This is a genomic window from Streptomyces sp. NPDC057249 (assembly GCF_042669245.1).
Lineage (GTDB): Bacteria > Actinomycetota > Actinomycetes > Streptomycetales > Streptomycetaceae > Streptomyces.
Map to the genome: position 1 here is coordinate 1 of NZ_JBHUXS010000003.1, position 17,310 is coordinate 17,310.

A 17,310-nucleotide genomic window follows, 5' to 3' on the forward strand; every position below is an offset into this window, starting at 1 on the left:
TTGAGGAGCGGGGGTCCGGGGGCAGAGCCCCCGAAACGCGCCGCGGGGTCGGACGGGACCCCCCGGCCCGTCCGACCCCGCGACTTCCCCGTATCCCCGTTGCCCCCCGTAACAACACCACCGCGTCCCCCAACGCGGCAGCGCGCCCCCGTTCCCCCCAGCCTTCAGGCCACCAGCTCGCCGAAGGACTCCTCCTCGTCACGGCCGAAGCTCAGGACCTCGTCCTCGCGCAGCCGGCGGAGCGACCGCCAGATGCTCGACTTCACCGTGCCGACACTGATGTCGAGGATGGACGCGATCTCGGGGTCCGTACGGCCCTCGTAGTACCGCAGGACGAGCATCGTGCGCTGCAGCTCGGGGAGGCGCGCCAGCGCCTGCCAGAGCACGGCGCGCAGCTCCGTACCGCGCATCGCGTCCGTGTCGCCCGCCGTCTCCGGCAGCTCCTCGGTCGGGTATTCGTTCAGCTTGCGCCTGCGCCAGGCGCTGATGTGCAGATTGGTCATCGTGCGGCGCAGATAACCGCCGACAGCGGCCTTGTCGCTGATGCGGTCCCAGGCCCGGTACGTCGAGAAGAGGGCGCTCTGGAGCAGGTCCTCCGCCTCGAACCGGTCACCGGTCAGGTGGTAGGCGGTGGCGTACAGGGAGGCGCGGCGCTCCCGGACGTAGGCCGTGAACGCCGCTTCGGCGTCCCCGGACCGCTCCGGTGCCTTCCGCTCCCCCGAGTCCTCCCCGTACGCGCTTCCCCTGTTGCCCCCCGCGTCAACCACCGTCATGAATGACGTGTGCTGACGCCCGGCGCCTCGAACGCACCCCCGTCCGTTCACCGCGGCGCCGGACTTCTCGGTGCTCCGCCCGACATCGTGGAGACGCGTGACAACTGCGCTTGCGTTGATGCTGTGAGTTGCGTTCATCTCGCGCCCCCCATCGGTGGAGTCCGTCCGTTCCTTGTGCCAACGAGCTTGCCGGGGCAGTTTCATGGCGCTGTCCGCCGACTGTCACAGGGCTGTCACAGGGCCTGGCGACGGCACGAATCCGTGCTTCCGGATGCATGAGGGACGTATGGGGCACGCATCAGGGGGGACCAACTGTCGAACTGGGACGTCCCATGGGTCAGAATGACCAAGTGCCTTTCCTGTTGCTGATCGAGGACGACGACGCCATCCGCACGGCCCTCGAACTCTCGCTGTCACGCCAGGGCCACCGTGTGGCCACCGCGGCGACGGGAGAGGACGGCCTCAACCTGCTGCGCGAGCAGCGCCCCGACCTGGTCGTGCTGGATGTGATGCTGCCCGGGATCGACGGTTTCGAGGTGTGCCGGCGCATCCGCCGCACCGACCAGCTGCCGATCATCCTGCTGACCGCCCGGAGCGACGACATCGACGTCGTGGTGGGTCTGGAGTCCGGCGCCGACGACTACGTCGTCAAGCCGGTGCAGGGCCGGGTGCTCGACGCCCGTATCCGCGCGGTGCTGCGCCGCGGCGAACGGGAGTCGACCGACTCCGCGACGTTCGGGAACGTGGTGATCGACCGCTCCGCCATGACCGTCACCAAGAACGGCGAGGACCTTCAGCTCACGCCGACCGAGCTGCGCCTCCTGCTCGAACTGAGCCGCCGCCCCGGCCAGGCCCTGTCCCGCCAGCAGCTCCTGCGCTTGGTCTGGGAGCACGACTACCTGGGCGACTCCCGGCTGGTCGACGCCTGTGTCCAGCGGCTGCGCGCCAAGGTGGAGGACGTACCGTCGTCGCCGACCCTGATCCGTACGGTGCGCGGCGTGGGTTACCGGCTGGACTCGCCGCAGTGAGCACGGCTGTGCGGCGGGGCCTGCGCGCCGGGCTCCGCTGGACCAGCCTGCGACTGCGGCTCGTCATCGTCTTCGGCCTCGTCGCGCTGACCGCCGCCGTGTCGGCCTCCGGCATCGCGTACTGGCTCAACCGCGAGGCGGTGCTGACGCGTACCCAGGACGCGGCGCTCGGCGACTTCCGCCAGGAGATGCAGTCCCGGGCGGCCTCGCTGCCGCTGCGCCCCACCAAGGAGGACCTGCAGACGGCCGCCGTGCAGATGGCGAGCAGCAGCCCCGGCTACAGCGTGCTGCTGATCGACGAGCGCGATCCGGGCAAGCCCATCGTCGGCAACAGCGACCTGGACACCTTCACCCGCGACAACGTGCCGCTGTCGTTGCAGGAGCAGGTGGACCGCAAGCAGCCGGTCAAGGCGGGCAACAAGTACGAGTACCACCTGTTCTGGCAGCGCACCTCGATACGCGGTACGCCGTACCTCGTCGCCGGTACGAAGATCATCGGCGGCGGGCCGACCGGCTACATGCTGAAGTCGCTGGACCAGGAGCGGCAGGACCTCAGCTCGCTCGCCTGGTCGCTGGGGATCGCCACGGCGCTCGCCCTGGTCGGATCGGCGCTGCTCGCGCAGGCGGCGGCGACGACCGTGCTGCGGCCGGTGCAGCGGCTCGGGGACGCGGCCCGCAAGCTCGGCGAGGGCAAGCTCGACACCCGGCTCGCGGTGTCCGGCACCGATGAACTGGCCGATCTTTCGCGGACGTTCAACCGGACCGCCTGCTCGCTGGAGAAGAAGGTCGCGGACATGAGCGCCCGCGAGGAGGCCAGCCGCCGGTTCGTCGCCGACATGTCGCACGAGCTGCGTACGCCGCTGACGGCGCTCACCGCGGTCACGGAGGTGCTGGAGGACGAGGTCGACAGCCTCGACCCGATGATCGCCCCCGCGGTGAACCTGGTGGTCAGCGAGACCCGCCGGCTGAACGACCTCGTGGAGAACCTGATGGAGGTGACCCGCTTCGACGCGGGCACCGCCCGCCTGGTCCTGGACGACGTGGACGTCGCCGACCAGGTGACCGCCTGCATCGACGCCCGCGCCTGGCTGGACGCGGTCGAACTCGACGCGGAGCGCGGCATGATGGTCCGCCTCGACCCGCGCCGGCTCGATGTGATCCTGGCGAACCTGATCGGCAACGCGCTCAAGCACGGCGGTTCGCCGGTACGGGTCGCGGTGCGGATCGAGGGCGAGGAGCTGGTGATCGAGGTCCGGGACCACGGCCCCGGCATCCCCGAGGACGTCCTGCCGCACGTCTTCGACCGGTTCTACAAGGCGAGCGCCTCCCGGCCGCGTTCGGACGGCAGCGGGCTCGGCCTCTCCATCGCCATGGAGAACGCGCACATCCACAACGGCGACATCACCGCCCGCAACTCCCCCGACGGCGACGGCGCGGTCTTCGTGCTGCGCCTGCCGCGCGACCCCGGGGCGCCGAGCGGCACCGCCGGGGATCACGACGCACCGATACCGGACCACCAGGAGGACGACGCGACGTGAGGCGCAGCGAACGCCGGGGACACCGAACCGCCGCCGCCCTGGCAGGTGCCGCACTCTGTGCCGTGCTGGCGGCGGGCTGCGGAATCCGTACGACATCGGTGCCGGTGGACGCCGGCGCCGCCCCGTCCAGGGTGCCGTGCGCGATGCCCGCCGAGGACGCCGCGGCCCAGGCCCGGCGGGGCATCCCCGTGCAGGTGTACCTGGTCTGCGCCTCGCAGCTGGTGACGGTGGACCGGGCGGTGCAGGTGCAAGGGGCCGGGTCGGACCGGCCGGCGATCGCCACGGAGCTGCTGGACGAGTTGCGCAGGCAGCCCTCGGCGGGCGAACGGCAGGCGGGTTTCTCCACCGATGTGCCCGCGTCGCTCCGCGTCCTCGGCCCCCGCCCGGGCGACGCGAAGGACGCGCTGCGGCTCAACGAGCAGCCGGAGGACCTGCCGGCCGAGGCCCTGGCCCAGGTCGTCTGCACCTTCGCGGACAGCGATTCCCTGACCCCCGGCGACACGGTGACGCTGGGCGGCCCGGGCGACTACCCGGCCCGCGGCTACCTCTGCACGGCGGAGACGAAGGCCAGCCCGAAGGCGGTTCCGAGCACGGTGGGGGTGCCGTAGGGGGCCGTGGTGAGCCAGGTCTCCCCGGGTCCTGCGGAACCGATCCTGCCGCCGCCCGCGTCTAGGGCTTCGTGCGTCAAGGTACGGACGGCCGGGCCGTCATCCGCTTCCGCGCGGTCGGGGTGTCGCTGCTCCTCGCGCATCTGCTGCTCGTCGGGTGGCTCACCCTGCGTCCGCTGGACGTGCCGTGGATGGACGCCGCCAACCTCTCACCGTTCGCCGGTATCAAGGCCGATCTGTCACTCGGTCCCGCCGCCGCGTTCCGCCGGATCGGGGGCGGGCTCCTCCTGCTGGCGCCGCTGGGCGTGCTGCTGCCGATGGCCGGGGGCCGGCTGTACGTGTCCCCGTGGCTCTCGCTGGCCCGTACGGTCGCGGCCGGTTCGCTGATCTCGCTGGCCATCGAGCTGGGGCAGACCGGGGTGCCCGGCCAGGTGGTGGACGTGGACTCGCTGTTCCTGAACACGGCGGGCGTGGCCCTCGCCCACGCCCTGGTGGTCCCCGCGTGCCGGGCGCGCCTGCGCCGGCGGGGCGGACCGGAGCCGCGGGTGGCGTCGCGGAGCGGGCACGAGGCCCCTCAGGGTTCGACCCCGACGATTTCCGGGGTCGGAATGGCCCCGTAGAGCGAGGCTTCGTCCGGTTCGTCGCGCGACGATGGATGCATCGGGAGCACAACGGACTGCTCCCCGCAACGGTTCGCGAAGGAGCCCACCATGGCCGCACTTGCCCGCCCCCGCGACGGACGCATGATCGGCGGAGTGTGCGCAGCGCTGGCGCGGCGTTTCGGCACGTCGGCGAGGACCATGCGCATCATCTTCCTGGTCTCGTGCCTGCTGCCGGGACCGCAGTTCCTGCTCTACCTGGCGCTGTGGCTGCTGCTGCCCCAGGAGCGGCCGTCGTCCTCGGCGGCCTGGTAGCCGTTCCCGCGCCCATGCCTGTGGGCGGGCACCCCGGCCGGGGTGCCCGCCCACAGACGTGTTCCGGCTCGGGCTCAGCGACCGAGCGGCAGACCGTTGGCGGACAGGCCGCTGGTGGTCAGACCGCCGGCCGGCATGCCGCCGAGGAGGCTCTTGACAGGGGTGGTGGCGTCGCCGAGGACCTTGGTCTGGCTGGTGCCGAGGAGCTGGTCGGCGGTGTCCTGGACCGGCAGCGTCGAGGTGGCGTCGGCCACGGCACCGGCGACGGGCAGGACGCCGGTCACGGTCTCCAGCGGCAGCGCGGAGGCGGAGGCGGTACCGGCGGCGGCAGCGGCGAAAGCGGCACCGAGAGCGGCGACACCGAGCGTCCTGGCGGCAGACTGCTTCATATGACATTCATCCTTGGGGAAGGGGATGTGAGCGGCTATGCAACGTAGTCAGCCGCAGCCCCGCTCCGCAAACATCCGCCACCACGGAAAAACGGCCGGGAAAACCTCTTCCCGGCCGTTCCCCGCACGACTCCGTCAGCCGGCCAACGAGGAAGACACGCTGGTCGCAGCGGTCTGCTCGAAAAGCCATTCGGATTTCAGCTCGGCGTACCCGGGCTTGATGACGTCATTGATCATCGCCAGACGTTCATCGAAAGGAATGAATGCGGACTTCATTCCATTGACGGTGAACCATTGCATGTCGTCGAGCGTGTATCCGAAAGCCTCGGTCAGCTTCTCGAATTCCTGACTCATGCTGGTGCCGCTCATCAGCCGGTTGTCCGTGTTGACGGTGGCCCGGAAGTGCAGCTTGCGGAGCAGCCCGATGGGGTGCTCCGCGTACGAGGACGCGGCCCCGGTCTGGAGGTTGGACGTCGGGCACATCTCCAGCGGGATGCGCTTGTCCCGTACGTAGGAGGCGAGCCGGCCCAGCTTCACCGAGCCGTCCTCCGCGACCTCGATGTCGTCGATGATGCGGACCCCGTGCCCGAGCCGGTCGGCGCCGCACCACTGGATGGCCTGCCAGATCGACGGCAGCCCGAACGCCTCGCCCGCGTGGATCGTGAAGTGGTTGTTCTCGCGCTTGAGGTACTCGAACGCGTCCAGGTGCCGGGTGGGCGGGAACCCGGCCTCGGCGCCCGCGATGTCGAAGCCGACGACGCCCTGGTCCCGGTACCGGTTGGCGAGTTCGGCGATCTCCAGGGAGCGCGCGGCGTGCCGCATGGCGGTGAGCAGGGCGCCGACGCGGATGCGGTTGCCGTCCTGCCGGGCCCGCCGCTCGCCCTCCCGGAACCCCTCGTTGACGGCCTCGACCACCTCTTCGAGGGTCAGCCCGGCCTCCAGGTGCTGCTCGGGGGCGTACCGCACCTCGGCGTAGACGACACCGTCGGCCGCCAGGTCCTCGGCGCACTCGGCGGCGACCCGGACCAGCGCGTCACGCGTCTGCATGACCGCACAGGTGTGGGCGAAGGTCTCCAGATACCGCTCCAGCGAACCGGAGTCCGCGGCCTCCCGGAACCAGATGCCGAGTTTGTCGGGCTCGTTCTCGGGAAGCGCGTCGTATCCGATCGCCGCCGCGAGATCGACGATCGTTCCGGGGCGCAGACCGCCGTCGAGGTGGTCGTGCAGAAGGACCTTGGGGGCACGCCGGATCTGGTCCGGGCCGGGCACATGGAGGGTCGGGCTCATCATCCAGGCACTGTAGCGCCTACGCGCGTAGAGCGGGCTAGTCGTTGCATAACGGTACGGTCGAGCCTTCGCGCGCCCCGCTGCGTAACAGACCCCGCGAACGGGGGTGGCGGACCCGCGCCCGTCTGACACTGTGTACGCCATGGCACAGCGCGCACTCCCCCAGCCGGCGGCACGGCTGGGACGGGCCGTCGGAGCGGCGGCCGGAACATCAACGGTCGGCGGCGTGGTCCTGCTGCTCCCGGACGGCGAGCCCCACTCGCACCGCCGCCCCTCCTCCCTCTCCCACGCCCGCCTGCTCCCGCTGGCCCGCGCCCTGGCCCACGCGGGCCGCACCGACGGCCTCACCGCCCATGTGGTGCGCTACCGCTGCCGCGGCTGGAACGAGGACGACGCCCACCTCGCGGCGGACGCCGAGTGGGCGGTGGACGAGGCCGTACGCCGCTACGGCGACGTCCCCCTCTGCCTGGCCGGCCACGGCATGGGCGCCCGGGCGGCCCTCCGCGCGGGCGGCCACCCGGCGGTCGGCGCGGTCATGGCCCTGGCCCCCTGGCTCCCCGGCGACCCGTCCGCCGACCCCGAACCGGTCAAGCACCTGGTCGGCCGCCCGGTCCTGCTGGTCCACGGCACCAACGACACCCGCTGCGCCCCGGAGCTCTCCTTCCGCCTGGCCGAACGCGCCAAGAAGACCAACCGCGACACCTGCCGCTTCGAGGTCCACTCGGACGGCCACGGCTTTCGGCAGCACCGCTCCGAAGTCGCCGCCCTGGCCGCCGACTTCGTACGCGGCACACTGTTCGGCCACGCGTACGCCCGCCCGGTGACGGACGCGCTGGCGGCCCCGCCGCCGTTGGGGTTGCGGATGCCGCTGGCGGTGGGGTTCGGGGAGTCGCTGGGGGTGGGGTGAGGGGCCCTACGAACGCGGCACCACGACCACGACGTTGCTCATCCTGCGCTCGCGGAGAGCGGTGTCCTCCCACTCGTCCCAGGGCCGGTTGTAGAGGCTGCCGCCCACGACCATCGTGGTGTCTCCTCCGCTGCCGAGGCCCACGGCGTCCCGGGCACCGAGCCAGCGCATCACCTCTGCGGCTTCCGGCAGCGTCACGCCCACGCTGTACGCCGGGTTGCGGCCGTCGATGGTGACGAGCATCAGGTGACCGTCCGCCGAGATGCCCGCCAGGGTACGGGCGTGCCGTGAGGTCAGCACCCCGCTCGGCCGGCAGCCGCTCGCGGGGGCGGGCAGGACGCAGGAGGCGTGGGCCATCCCGTTGACAGCCGGGTTGAGCATGATCTCGCCGTCCCGCAGCAGGGCGGGGGTCCCGCCCCCGACGGCGGAGAAGGCCGGCGAGGTCACCGAGACACCGTCCGGATCGGTGATCGTGGTCCGCGGCGTGACCTTCTCGCCGGGAGTGAGGGAGGCGAGCCACGTGCCGCCTCGGCCGATGCCCTGCAACACCCGGCCGCCCGCCGGGATGGGGCCCGGGGCGTGCCGTACGGACAGCACCTCCCAGTTACCGTTCATCACCACTTCGGTGACTGCGGCATCAGCCCACTTCTTGGCCGGCCCAGGGGTGGTGGCTCCCCATTCCGGGCGGAACACCACGATCTCGTCCGGGTCGTAGCAGGTGCCGTTGCGCACCGGGTCCGTCCAGGGCTTCGGGCCGTCGGGGAACTCCCTGAAGTCACCGCCGACCCCACCGCAACCGAGTATCTGGCCCGCCACCCGGTTCACCCCGTCCACGTCCCGCTCCCCCTTGCCCGGGACGGACACCCAGGTCCGGGAGGTGGTTTCGGTGATGCGGTGGCCACCCCCGGCGGCGTTGAGCAGGAGCGCGGTGCGGCCGTTGTTGGGAGCGCCCAGCAGGACGTTGTTCCGTACGTACAGCCCCTGGGGAACTCCCTCGTAGCCCATGAAGGACGGGTTGTTCGGCGACGCGATGTCGAACTCGGTACCGTTGACGGCCGCCAGCGCACCGGAGGCGTTCGCCATCTGCTTCACCGTCTGGGAGGTGGAGACGTCCGTACCGTGCTCGGTGCGCACGTCGACCTCGGCGCCGGGCGCCACGGTGATCACGCGGATCTGCCAGGGGCCCCGGGACTCAGGGTTCGTCTCGGCCGTGAAGAACGTGCGGGTGCTGGGGTAGCCCGCCGCCTTCAGCCGGGTCCGGGTGTCCGCCGCGGCGGCAGCGGTACCGTACGGGCCGACGTGCACGCCGTAGAACGTCATGGCGTACGTGTCCGTGGTGGCGGGCGAGGTCAGGGGTACCGCCTCGGCGGGAAATCCGGCGTCCCGCAACTTCTGCGCGTACGCCGTCGCCGTGGCGGCGACGGTAATCATTTCCTGCCCGTCGGGGTACCGCACCCACACGGCCCATCCGTCGCTCGCCGCCGTCCCCTGTGAGTACACCCGGTAGGTGACACCGGAGCCCAGCTGCGTGATCCCGCTCCTCGGTGCCGAGCCGTCTCCGAGCGGGAAGACGGAGCCGACGGGGGGATAGTCCGGAACGGCGGCCGCCGCCACGACCTCCGACGCGCGGGCGGACGGAATGAGCAGGGAGGCCAGGACCATGGCAGCGGCCAGGCTCGCCGCCGCCCGGTGGGGTCTCAGACGTGAGGTGATCATGGCGGGATGATTCGCGCTTCCGTACGAATCTGTCCAGTTCGCCATACGGCAGGTATGCGGCGGGCTTTTCCCCCTCACCCCGGCAGCAAGCTCCCCCTCCGCCCCAGCAGGAACTTCTTGAACGCCGCCACCGGGGCCGTGTCCGGGTGCCCGTCCAGCCAGGCCACCCCGATCTCGCGCACCGCCCTCGGCGCCGTCACCGTCAGCTCCACCACGCCCGGGCGGGCCACCGCGGGCGGTGGGAGGAGGGCCACGCCCAGGCCCGCCGCCACCAGGCCCCGCAGGGTCTCCGCCTCCTCGCCCTCGAAGGCGACGCGGGGGACGAAGCCGGCCGCCGCGCAGAGGTCGTCCGTGATGCGGCGGAGGCCGTAGCCGGGTTCCAGGGTGACGAAGGTTTCGTCGGCGGCTTCGGCGAGGCGGATGCGGCGGCGGGTGGCGAGGCGGTGGTCGTCGGGGACGACCAGGCGCAGGCGTTGCTCGTCGAGGCGGCGGGTGACCAGGTCGGGGGCGTCCGGGACCGGGGAGGTGAGGCAGAGGTCGAGGCCGCCGGCGCGGAGGCGTTCGATCATGGCCTCGCCGTAGTTCTGGACGAGCTGGAACCGGACCCGGGGGTGGTCGGCCCGGAAGGCGCGGATGAGGGCGGGGACCGTTTCGGAGCCCATCGTGTGGAGGAAGCCGAAGGCCACCTTGCCCGCGGTGGGGTCGGCGTCGGCGCGTACCGAGTCGGCTGCTTTCTCCACCTCCGCGAGGGCGCGCTCGGCCGAGCCGAGGAAGGTGCGGCCGGCCGGGGTCAGGGAGACCGTGCGGCCCTTGCGCGCGAACAGGGCGACGCCCAGGTCGTCCTCCAGGCGCACCATCGCGCGGGAGAGGGTGGACTGCGGGACGCCCAGTTCCTGGGCGGCGCGCGTGACGTGCTCGTGGCGGGCGACCGCCTCGAAGTACGCGAGGCGCGGTGCGAGGACCGCGCGGATGTCTTCTTCGTAACTACTCGGTGACAGCCGAGGCCGTGAGCTGTGCTGATGCGCCATGGGATTGATTATTCGCTGTTTGTGCATTGGACGCATGAATCCCGCGCGTCCTACCGTCGTCGCATGCCTCCTGCCAGTACCGGGGCGTCCACCCTCACCGTGGCCGCCTCGACCCAGTCGTCCCCCGTCGCCGACACCACCGGCCGGCTCGAACCCGGGCGCCCCGGCTACCGCCGGATGAGCTTCGCCCTCTTCGCCGCCGGTGTCGCGACGTTCGCGCTCCTCTACTCCACGCAGGCGCTGCTGCCCGCCGTCTCCGCGTCGTTCGGCGCGACGGCCGGGCAGGCGAGCTGGACGGTGTCCGCGGCGACCGGCGCGCTGGCGCTGTGCGTGCTGCCGCTGAGCGCGCTGTCCGAGCGGTTCGGGCGGCGGCAGATGATGACCGCCTCGCTGGCGATCGCGGTGACGGTCGGGCTGTTCGTCCCGTTCGCGCCCTCGCTGGGCACGCTGATCGCGCTGCGCGCCGTCCAGGGCGCCGCGCTCGCCGGACTGCCCGCCTCCGCGATGGCGTACCTGGCGGAGGAGGTGCGGCCCAAGGCGCTCGTCGCCGCGATCGGGCTGTTCGTGGCCGGGAACAGCATCGGCGGGATGACCGGCCGCATCCTCACCGGCTGGATCGCGCAGCTGTGGGGCTGGCGTGCGGCGGTCGGCGCGGTCGGGCTGCTGGCCGTGGCGTGCGCGATCGTCTTCCACTTCATGATCCCGCGCGCCCGGCACTTCACCCCGGGCACGCTGAACCCGAAGGCGCTCGCGAAGACCGTCGGCTCGCACCTCGCCAATCCGCTGCTGCGGCGGCTGTACGCGATCGGCGCGCTGTTCATGACGGTGTTCGGCGCCGTGTACACGGTCATCGGATACCGGCTCGTGGAGGCCCCGTTCAACCTGCCGCAGGGCATCGTGGGCTCGATCTTCCTGGTGTACCTGGTCGGTACGGTCTCCTCCGCCGCGGCCGGACGGCTGGTCGCGCGGCTGGGGCGGCGGGGCGCGCTGTACCTCGCCGTCTCCACCACGGCCGCCGGGCTGCTGCTGTCGCTGGGCGACCGGCTGGCCGCCGTGCTCCTCGGCCTGGTGCTGATCACGGCCGGCTTCTTCGCCGGGCACGCGGTCGCCTCCTCGTCGGTGAGCCGTACGGCGACGACGGGCCGCGCCCAGGCGTCGGCGCTGTACCAGTCGGCGTACTACCTCGGCTCCAGCGCGGGCGGCACGCTCGGCGCGGTGGCCTTCCACGCCGGCGGCTGGGCGGGCACGGTCGCGCTGGGGCTGCTCGCGGTCCTCGGAGTCGTATCCATCACGCTCTACGGGACGCGGGCCGCCCGCGCCGAACGGCTGCGGCCCGCGGCCGTGGCGCCCGTACAGAACTGAGACATTCGGCGCACAACCCGTCGCCCCCCTTCGCGCATCTAGCAGGCGGAATCACCGCAGTGCGCGCGAAGGGGAGTTGGCGTACATGGGAGTCAGGAAGAACATGCGGAACCTACGGGACATCACGGGCACACGGGCGCGAAGGGGGCTCGTCCTGTCCGTCGCGGGTCTGACCGCGATACCGGCGTTCGTCCTCGGTACGGGCACCGCCGCGCAGGCGGCGTCCTGCACGACGTCCACGGGCCCGTACCAGAAGCAGGTCGAGAAGTACCTGCACCTGAAGGTCGACGGCAGGCAGTCGGCGGCCGACTGCAAGAAGATCCGGTCGTTCCAGAGCACGTACGGGGTCACCCCGACCATCGGTTACGCGGGACCGGTCACCTGGCGCACGATGCAGACGCTCACCGCGCAGAAGGCGGCCGGCAAGAACCCGAACAAGGCCGGGAAGTGCCCGACGAACAAGGGGCGCATCGCCTGCGTCGACCTGACGCGCCAGATCAGCTGGATTCAGGACGGCAAGAAGCTGAAGTTCGGGCCGGTGCCGGTGCGGACGGGGAGGGACAAGTACGAGACGCGGACGGGCGCCAAGAAGGTCTACTGGCGCCACAAGAACCACGTGTCGTCCCTCTACCACGTGGCCATGCCGTACTCGCAGTTCTTCGACGGCGGCCAGGCGTTCCACGCGGTCGGCGTGAAGATGTGGAATCCGCCGGGGTCGCACGGCTGTATCAACATGCGCACCTCGGACGCGAAGTCATACTGGAACCTGTTGAAGAACGGCGACGACGTCTACGTGTACGGCCGCAAGCCGGGGACCTGACGGCTGCCGCTCGCCCGCCCCGTTGTCAGTGCCCCGCTGTAGCTTCCGAAGTGCTGGATGAAGTGAGCGGTGTCACGGCACGACAGGGTGGATCGGCGATGAGTGGACTGACAGCGGCGGCAGCGGGTCCCGGCGCCGGGACCGGTGCTCCAGGCGACATCGACCGTCGCTTGGAGGGGCACCGGGTCGAGCTGACCGGTTACTGCTACCGGATGCTTGGCTCGGCGTTCGAGGCGGAGGACGCGGTCCAGGACACGCTCGTACGGGCCTGGCGCGGCTTCGACAAGTTCGAGGGCCGGTCCTCGATACGGTCCTGGCTGTACCGCATCGCCACCAACGTCTGCCTGGACATGCTGAACGCGGGCAAGCGGCGGGCCCGGCCGGTCGATCTGACCGGGCCGACGCCGCTCGCGCAGGCCGCGCTCAATCCACTGCCGGAGCACACCTGGCTGGAGCCCATGCCGGACGGCCGGATCATTCCGACGACCGACGATCCGGCGGAGGCGGCGGTGGCGCGCGAGTCGGTGCGCCTCGCGTTCGTCGCGGCGCTCCAGCACCTGCCGCCGAAGCAGCGCGCCGTGCTCATCCTGCGCGAGGTGCTGGCGTGGAAGGCCGCGGAGGTCGCGGAGCTGCTCGGCACCTCCGTCGCCTCGGTCAACAGCGCCCTCCAGCGGGCCCGGGCGACCCTGACCGACCACGAGTCCGTGGCCGCCGACGCGGCGGACCCGCTGGACGAGGAGCAGACGGCCCTGCTCGAACGGTACGTGGCGGCGTTCGAGGGCTACGACATGAAGGCGCTGACCGCCCTCCTCCACGAGGACGCGGTGATGACGATGCCGCCGTTCGACCTGTGGCTCCGGGGCCACGACGACATCACCGGCTTCATGACGTCCCTGGGCGCGGGCTGCGCCGGCTCCCGCCTGCTCGCGACCTCCGCCAACGGCTCCCCGGCCTTCGCCCACTACAAGCCGGACCCGGAGGGCCCGGGCTTCGTCCCGTGGGCGGTCCAGGTCATCGACATCCGGGACGGCGCGATCACGGGCCTGCACTGCTTCCTGGACGTGCCGCGCTGGTTCCCGCTGTTCGGGCTGCCGGAGCGGCTGGAGGCGGCCTGAGCGGTCCCCGGCGGCGATTCGTGAAACCCCCACCGCCCGGGATCAGCCTCAGCGGATTACTTCATTTTCCCAGGCGTCTCCGACGCATGACTCCTCGTAATCCCACCAGCCTTCCTTGCCGCCTTGCGCCAGAAGTCGCTTCACGGCTGCGATATCGACCGCCGGAGGCACATTCAGCCCGACCATACGGAATTGCCCCACCACCTCTGCCGCCACACCCAGAGGCTCAAACAGGGCGACAACGCGCGCCAGATCCCCGCGGAGGGCACCCGACGCATAGGGAATGACGCGAATGGTGCAGTTTCCCGACCAGCGAATCCTTTCGACCGGTTCCACATCGCCCGAGCCGGAATTTTCGCGCGTGCTCACGAGATCGCCCAGAGCAAGATTGGGAACGAACCACGGGATATTGTCGATGCGCACCAGCTCCGCACTCAACGGAGTCGCCCATACGCGTTCGACGGCCACAGGGGGCCACCTCTCGTCCTGCTCAAGCTCGAAAACCACTCGAACACGGTCATGAGCCGTTTCACGCTCAGACATCTTCACCCCGCCCGCATGCACCCTGCTTCGACCCGGACCGTGAACGCAGCCGAGACCACCACCCACCCACACCCCATCGCTGCCGTCGCCCCATACCCGTGCCGACTCGACCTCAAGCAAGTAAACCCTTACGCCCTGGGCCAGGGTAAAGCCCACGAAGCCGACCGGCCCCACCTCCGGGCCTGGCGCTCGCCGTGCTGGCGTGTCCGGCTTCTCCGCGCTTCCGGTCGTTCGCTGTGCTGTCTTTGTGCGGCCTGGTCGCTGGCCGGCCCGTGGTGGCAGAGTCGAGAGCGGGCGGGTGGGTGGCCGTGCCGCGCGACCCGCGTCAGCGGGTCGCCTTGAAGACGTAGAGAAAGTTTGGACGCAACCCACTTCGGCGGTACGCCCTGGTTGTCGGATGAAGCGTTCGGTTGGACTGTAGGCCTGGTGGGATGGTCTGTGGCGTGTGGGTCCTGTTCCGGATGTCGGTGGGGCTCGCGCCGACCGGCTCCACGTGCTGTACGAACTTGCCCTGCGCACCGGACTCCGTAAAAGTGAACTCCTCGGCCTTCACTGGGATGACCTCGACGTCAACGCCGGAACAGCCAGCATCCGCCACTCGCTCCAGCGCACCCGCACCGGCGGCCTAACCCATCTACCCATCAAGACCCGAACGTCCGAACGCCGTATCGCCCTCCCCACCGAATGCCTCCGCTCCCTCAAGGAGCACAAGCAGCAGGCCACGGAGCGCGAGACGGCAGGGTCAACATCGGCCTCGTCTTCACCACGCTCACAGGACGGCCTCTCGACCCGGCCAACCTCACCCGCCGCTTCCTCAACCGGGCCGGGCTCCGCCGCATCCGCTTCCACGAACTCCGCCACTCAACCGCCGCCCTGCTGCTGGAAAGAGGCGTCGACCTCGTCGTGATCAAAGACCTCCTCGGCCACGCCCACATCGGCAACACTGCCGCGTCTACGCACCCGTCCGACTCCAGCGCCAAGCCACCGACACCCTGGGCACCGCACTCGACCTGGACAACGACGAACCTGACGACCCATCCGACGCAGCAGCCGTCCGCTGACGTTGCCGTCAGCGTTGCCGTCAAACGTCCAGAGAGCCCTGCCGGACTGCATTCGGCAGGGCTCTCTGTCTTGACATTTTTCCGCAGCGCTTCCCCTTCACTGCCTGGGACTTACTTACAGGCCCGAAGTAGCGAAGTGACTTACCCGCGGTCGCACCGCACGCTCCGAGTGCTCCGGTCGTGAAGCAGTCCAGGGCGTCTGTGATGCCGAGTTCGTCGGCTGCGATCTTGGCCAGTTCCTTGGCCGCGGCTATCGCGCGCTGCTTGCGATGTCCGCGTCCGTCTGGGCCCGGCGGGCCTTGTACTGCGCCGGGGTCTCGGTGGGCGCCTGCACCCCGTAGTAGGTGTAGTACTGCTCGGTGGGCTGGACGCTCCAGCCGCCGTTGCCGGTCGGCTTGCAGGAGATGCCGACCATAATGCAGTCGTCCGGCGCCAGGCCGCCCGGGTCCGAGAACGTGACCGGGTTGTTGAGGCTGTACGCGTAGCCGTTGATCTGTTGCGGGTCGGTGTAGTCGATGATCGGGTCGGCGGAGATGAACCGGCCCGTCGAGTCGTCGTACTCCCGCGCTCCGAGGGTCGTGAGGCCCGTGACCTTCTGGACCGTGCCGCCGACGAAGCCCTTGTCGTCGACCCAGTCCGTCGCGGACCCTTCGCGTTCCGCTCCGAAGGGGTCCATGCGGCGGCGCTGGGTGGCGCCGGTGGCCGCGTTCACGGCGAGCTGCGCCGTTCCGTGGTGGTCGGAGGCGAGGAAGGTGACGCCGCCGTTGTCCCTGACCGCCACGGTCTGGCCGGCCAGGCTGTAGTAGCGCGCGGCCGTCACCGCACCCGTGGACTTCTTCAGGTGCAGTTCCATGCCGGGCAGGTAGAACGTCGTCTCCTCGGCCGTCTTACTGAGCAGGCGGTCGCCCGACGCGTCGTAGACGTAGTCCGTAGTGGCGCCGTCCGCGTTGGTGACCTTGGTCAGCTCACCCTGCTTGTCCCAGCTCAGCTTCTGTGTGTCGCCGTTGAGGACGCGCTGCTCGGTGTTTCCGGTCGCGTCGTAGGAGTACGTGTTGGCCAGCTTGACCGCGGGAGTGGTCGACGTGGCCGTGGTGTCCACGACCTCGGTGGTGAGCTGGTGGGGGCCCTCTCCGTTCTCGCCGTACGTGTAGGACTTCGTGGACGTGGCCGCGCCGTTCAGGCCGTAGTCGGTCGCCGACGTCCGGTTGCCCAGTGTGTCGAATCCGTACTTCGACCAGTAGGGCGCGGTTCCGCCCACGGTCGCGGTCGAAGGCGCCGACGCGCAGGCCGCCTCTGTCGCTCCGGTGCCCACCGCCTTGTTCGGGGTGACATTCGACGTCCAGGCGTCCGTCATCTGCCGCAGGCCGTCGTACCGGAAGCACTGCACGTCCCGGGTGCCGCCGTCGGGTGCGTCCGTGATGGACCGGACGTTGCCGCCGTCGTCGTAGGTGTAATGAGCGTCGTACGCCACCGAGGCGGCGCCCTTTACATCGACCCGGGCGTTGATGAGGCGTGAGGTGCCCTGCTCGTAGGAGTAGGACAGCCAGGTCTTCTTGGCTCCCGTCTCGCCGGTGGTCAGCTCCAACTGCTCCAGCTTGTTGGTGGGCGAGTACGCCACCTCGGAGACGTAGCTCATCCCTCCGAGCGAGGTGTCCATCGCCACCGGACGCTGGAGGTCGTCGTACTGGTAGGACAGGGCTTCGGCGGGCAGGCCGCCCGCAGCCGGGAAGTTCTGCCCGGCGACCGTGCCGTCCTTGTTGTACTGGGTGTCGAACTGGTAGGTGCCGCCCAGCTCGGGTTCGGCGGTCTTGGACAGGTAGTACTTGGTGGTGGTCGGTTCGAGGTCGTCGTCCAGGGCCGGGTAGGTCACCGACGAGAGGACGGCACCGTCCTTGTAGGTGTACGTGCCGTACAGCTCACCCTTGGCCACCGTGTCGTACTTGGAGACGGACAGCTTCGTACCGGTGCCGGCCGCTCCCTGCCACGTTTCGGTGGTGCGGCCGATCTTGTCGTACACCGTCGTGGTGGTGTTGGAGCGGGAGTCGGTGGTGGAGACCAGCCGGTCGAGGTCGTCGTACCGGTAGGTCGAGGACCCCGTGTCCGGGTCGGTCGCGGTGTGCTTACGGCCGCGCTGGTCGTACGTGTACGACCAGACTGCCACTGGCTGGAACAGGCCACTGACGCCATAGCCGGGCGCTAAGAAACCAGCAACGGCGAGGCC

The 17,310-nt window shown here is 70.4% G+C and carries 16 protein-coding genes and 1 pseudogene; 10 read left to right on the forward strand and 7 right to left on the reverse strand.

Going from position 1 to position 17,310, the window contains the following annotated elements; translation table 11 throughout:
- Nucleotides 1–164: 164 nt before the first annotated feature.
- Nucleotides 165–911, reverse strand: coding sequence for a SigE family RNA polymerase sigma factor (locus tag ACFUJY_RS06505; protein WP_383295439.1), 747 nt, complete (start codon nt 909–911; stop codon nt 165–167).
- 212 nt (nt 912–1,123) lie between these two features.
- Between ACFUJY_RS06505 and afsQ1 the strand changes: the two genes are divergently transcribed.
- The 5 genes from afsQ1 to ACFUJY_RS06530 all read left to right on the forward strand — a co-directional run bounded on the left by afsQ1 (nt 1,124) and on the right by ACFUJY_RS06530 (nt 4,861).
- A complete protein-coding gene (afsQ1, locus tag ACFUJY_RS06510) occupies nt 1,124–1,801 on the forward strand; it encodes a two-component system response regulator AfsQ1 (RefSeq protein WP_026171255.1) in 678 nt (225 codons plus the stop codon).
- Nucleotides 1,798–3,339 carry an ATP-binding protein gene (locus ACFUJY_RS06515; protein WP_383295443.1) on the forward strand — a complete coding sequence of 514 codons (1,542 nt, stop codon included), beginning with the start codon at nt 1,798–1,800 and terminating at the stop codon, nt 3,337–3,339. The genes afsQ1 and ACFUJY_RS06515 overlap by 4 nt, the downstream gene beginning before the upstream one ends.
- Nucleotides 3,336–3,947, forward strand: a complete 612-nt coding sequence (locus ACFUJY_RS06520; protein WP_383295445.1) for a hypothetical protein — start codon at nt 3,336–3,338, stop codon at nt 3,945–3,947. Before ACFUJY_RS06515 ends, ACFUJY_RS06520 begins: the two co-directional genes overlap by 4 nt.
- Nucleotides 3,948–4,018: 71 nt before the next feature.
- Nucleotides 4,019–4,567, forward strand: a complete 549-nt coding sequence (locus ACFUJY_RS06525) for a VanZ family protein (RefSeq protein WP_383295448.1) — start codon at nt 4,019–4,021, stop codon at nt 4,565–4,567.
- Nucleotides 4,568–4,657: 90 nt separating this feature from the next.
- Nucleotides 4,658–4,861: a PspC domain-containing protein gene (locus ACFUJY_RS06530; protein ID WP_164403039.1), complete on the forward strand. Its 204-nt coding sequence runs from the start codon at nt 4,658–4,660 to the stop codon at nt 4,859–4,861.
- 74 nt (nt 4,862–4,935) lie between these two features.
- On the opposite strand, the gene ACFUJY_RS06535 is transcribed toward ACFUJY_RS06530, so the two are convergent.
- Both ACFUJY_RS06535 and ACFUJY_RS06540 read right to left on the reverse strand, forming a co-directional pair.
- Nucleotides 4,936–5,250 (reverse strand): hypothetical protein, encoded by a 315-nt coding sequence (locus ACFUJY_RS06535; RefSeq protein WP_383295451.1) that lies wholly within the window; start codon nt 5,248–5,250, stop codon nt 4,936–4,938.
- Nucleotides 5,251–5,385: 135 nt separating this feature from the next.
- Nucleotides 5,386–6,540: an adenosine deaminase gene (locus tag ACFUJY_RS06540; protein ID WP_383295453.1), complete on the reverse strand. Its 1,155-nt coding sequence runs from the start codon at nt 6,538–6,540 to the stop codon at nt 5,386–5,388.
- A gap of 139 nt (nt 6,541–6,679) precedes the next feature.
- Here ACFUJY_RS06540 and ACFUJY_RS06545 point away from each other — a divergent pair, with 139 nt between their 5' ends.
- Nucleotides 6,680–7,444: an alpha/beta hydrolase gene (locus ACFUJY_RS06545; RefSeq protein ID WP_383295456.1), complete on the forward strand. Its 765-nt coding sequence runs from the start codon at nt 6,680–6,682 to the stop codon at nt 7,442–7,444.
- Between the two features lie 6 nt (nt 7,445–7,450).
- Here the strand turns inward: ACFUJY_RS06545 and ACFUJY_RS06550 are convergent, their stop codons facing one another.
- Nucleotides 7,451–9,160, reverse strand: coding sequence for a phosphodiester glycosidase family protein (locus ACFUJY_RS06550; RefSeq protein ID WP_383295458.1), 1,710 nt, complete (start codon nt 9,158–9,160; stop codon nt 7,451–7,453).
- 74 nt (nt 9,161–9,234) lie between these two features.
- Nucleotides 9,235–10,188: a LysR family transcriptional regulator gene (locus ACFUJY_RS06555; RefSeq protein WP_383295461.1), complete on the reverse strand. Its 954-nt coding sequence runs from the start codon at nt 10,186–10,188 to the stop codon at nt 9,235–9,237.
- A gap of 63 nt (nt 10,189–10,251) precedes the next feature.
- Here ACFUJY_RS06555 and ACFUJY_RS06560 point away from each other — a divergent pair, with 63 nt between their 5' ends.
- The 3 genes from ACFUJY_RS06560 (at nt 10,252) to ACFUJY_RS06570 (ending at nt 13,485) form a co-directional block, all read left to right on the forward strand.
- Nucleotides 10,252–11,550: an MFS transporter gene (locus tag ACFUJY_RS06560; protein WP_383295464.1), complete on the forward strand. Its 1,299-nt coding sequence runs from the start codon at nt 10,252–10,254 to the stop codon at nt 11,548–11,550.
- 103 nt (nt 11,551–11,653) lie between these two features.
- On the forward strand, nt 11,654–12,370 hold the full coding sequence (locus tag ACFUJY_RS06565) for a L,D-transpeptidase family protein (RefSeq protein WP_383295466.1): 717 nt from the start codon (nt 11,654–11,656) through the stop codon (nt 12,368–12,370).
- Between the two features lie 98 nt (nt 12,371–12,468).
- A complete protein-coding gene (locus ACFUJY_RS06570) occupies nt 12,469–13,485 on the forward strand; it encodes a sigma-70 family RNA polymerase sigma factor (RefSeq protein ID WP_383295468.1) in 1,017 nt (338 codons plus the stop codon).
- 48 nt (nt 13,486–13,533) lie between these two features.
- Here ACFUJY_RS06570 and ACFUJY_RS06575 read toward each other — a convergent pair whose 3' ends face one another.
- The gene (locus tag ACFUJY_RS06575) at nt 13,534–13,953 is read right to left on the reverse strand and encodes a DUF4265 domain-containing protein (RefSeq protein ID WP_383295471.1); all 420 of its coding nucleotides are present in this window, start codon (nt 13,951–13,953) and stop codon (nt 13,534–13,536) included.
- Nucleotides 13,954–14,500: 547 nt separating this feature from the next.
- Between ACFUJY_RS06575 and ACFUJY_RS06580 the strand changes: the two are divergent.
- A pseudogene (locus ACFUJY_RS06580) lies at nt 14,501–15,089 on the forward strand (site-specific integrase); the annotation flags it as partial.
- A gap of 250 nt (nt 15,090–15,339) precedes the next feature.
- Here the strand turns inward: ACFUJY_RS06580 and ACFUJY_RS06585 are convergent.
- Nucleotides 15,340–17,250, reverse strand: coding sequence for an RHS repeat-associated core domain-containing protein (locus tag ACFUJY_RS06585; protein ID WP_383295474.1), 1,911 nt, complete (start codon nt 17,248–17,250; stop codon nt 15,340–15,342).
- Nucleotides 17,251–17,310 lie beyond the last annotated feature (60 nt).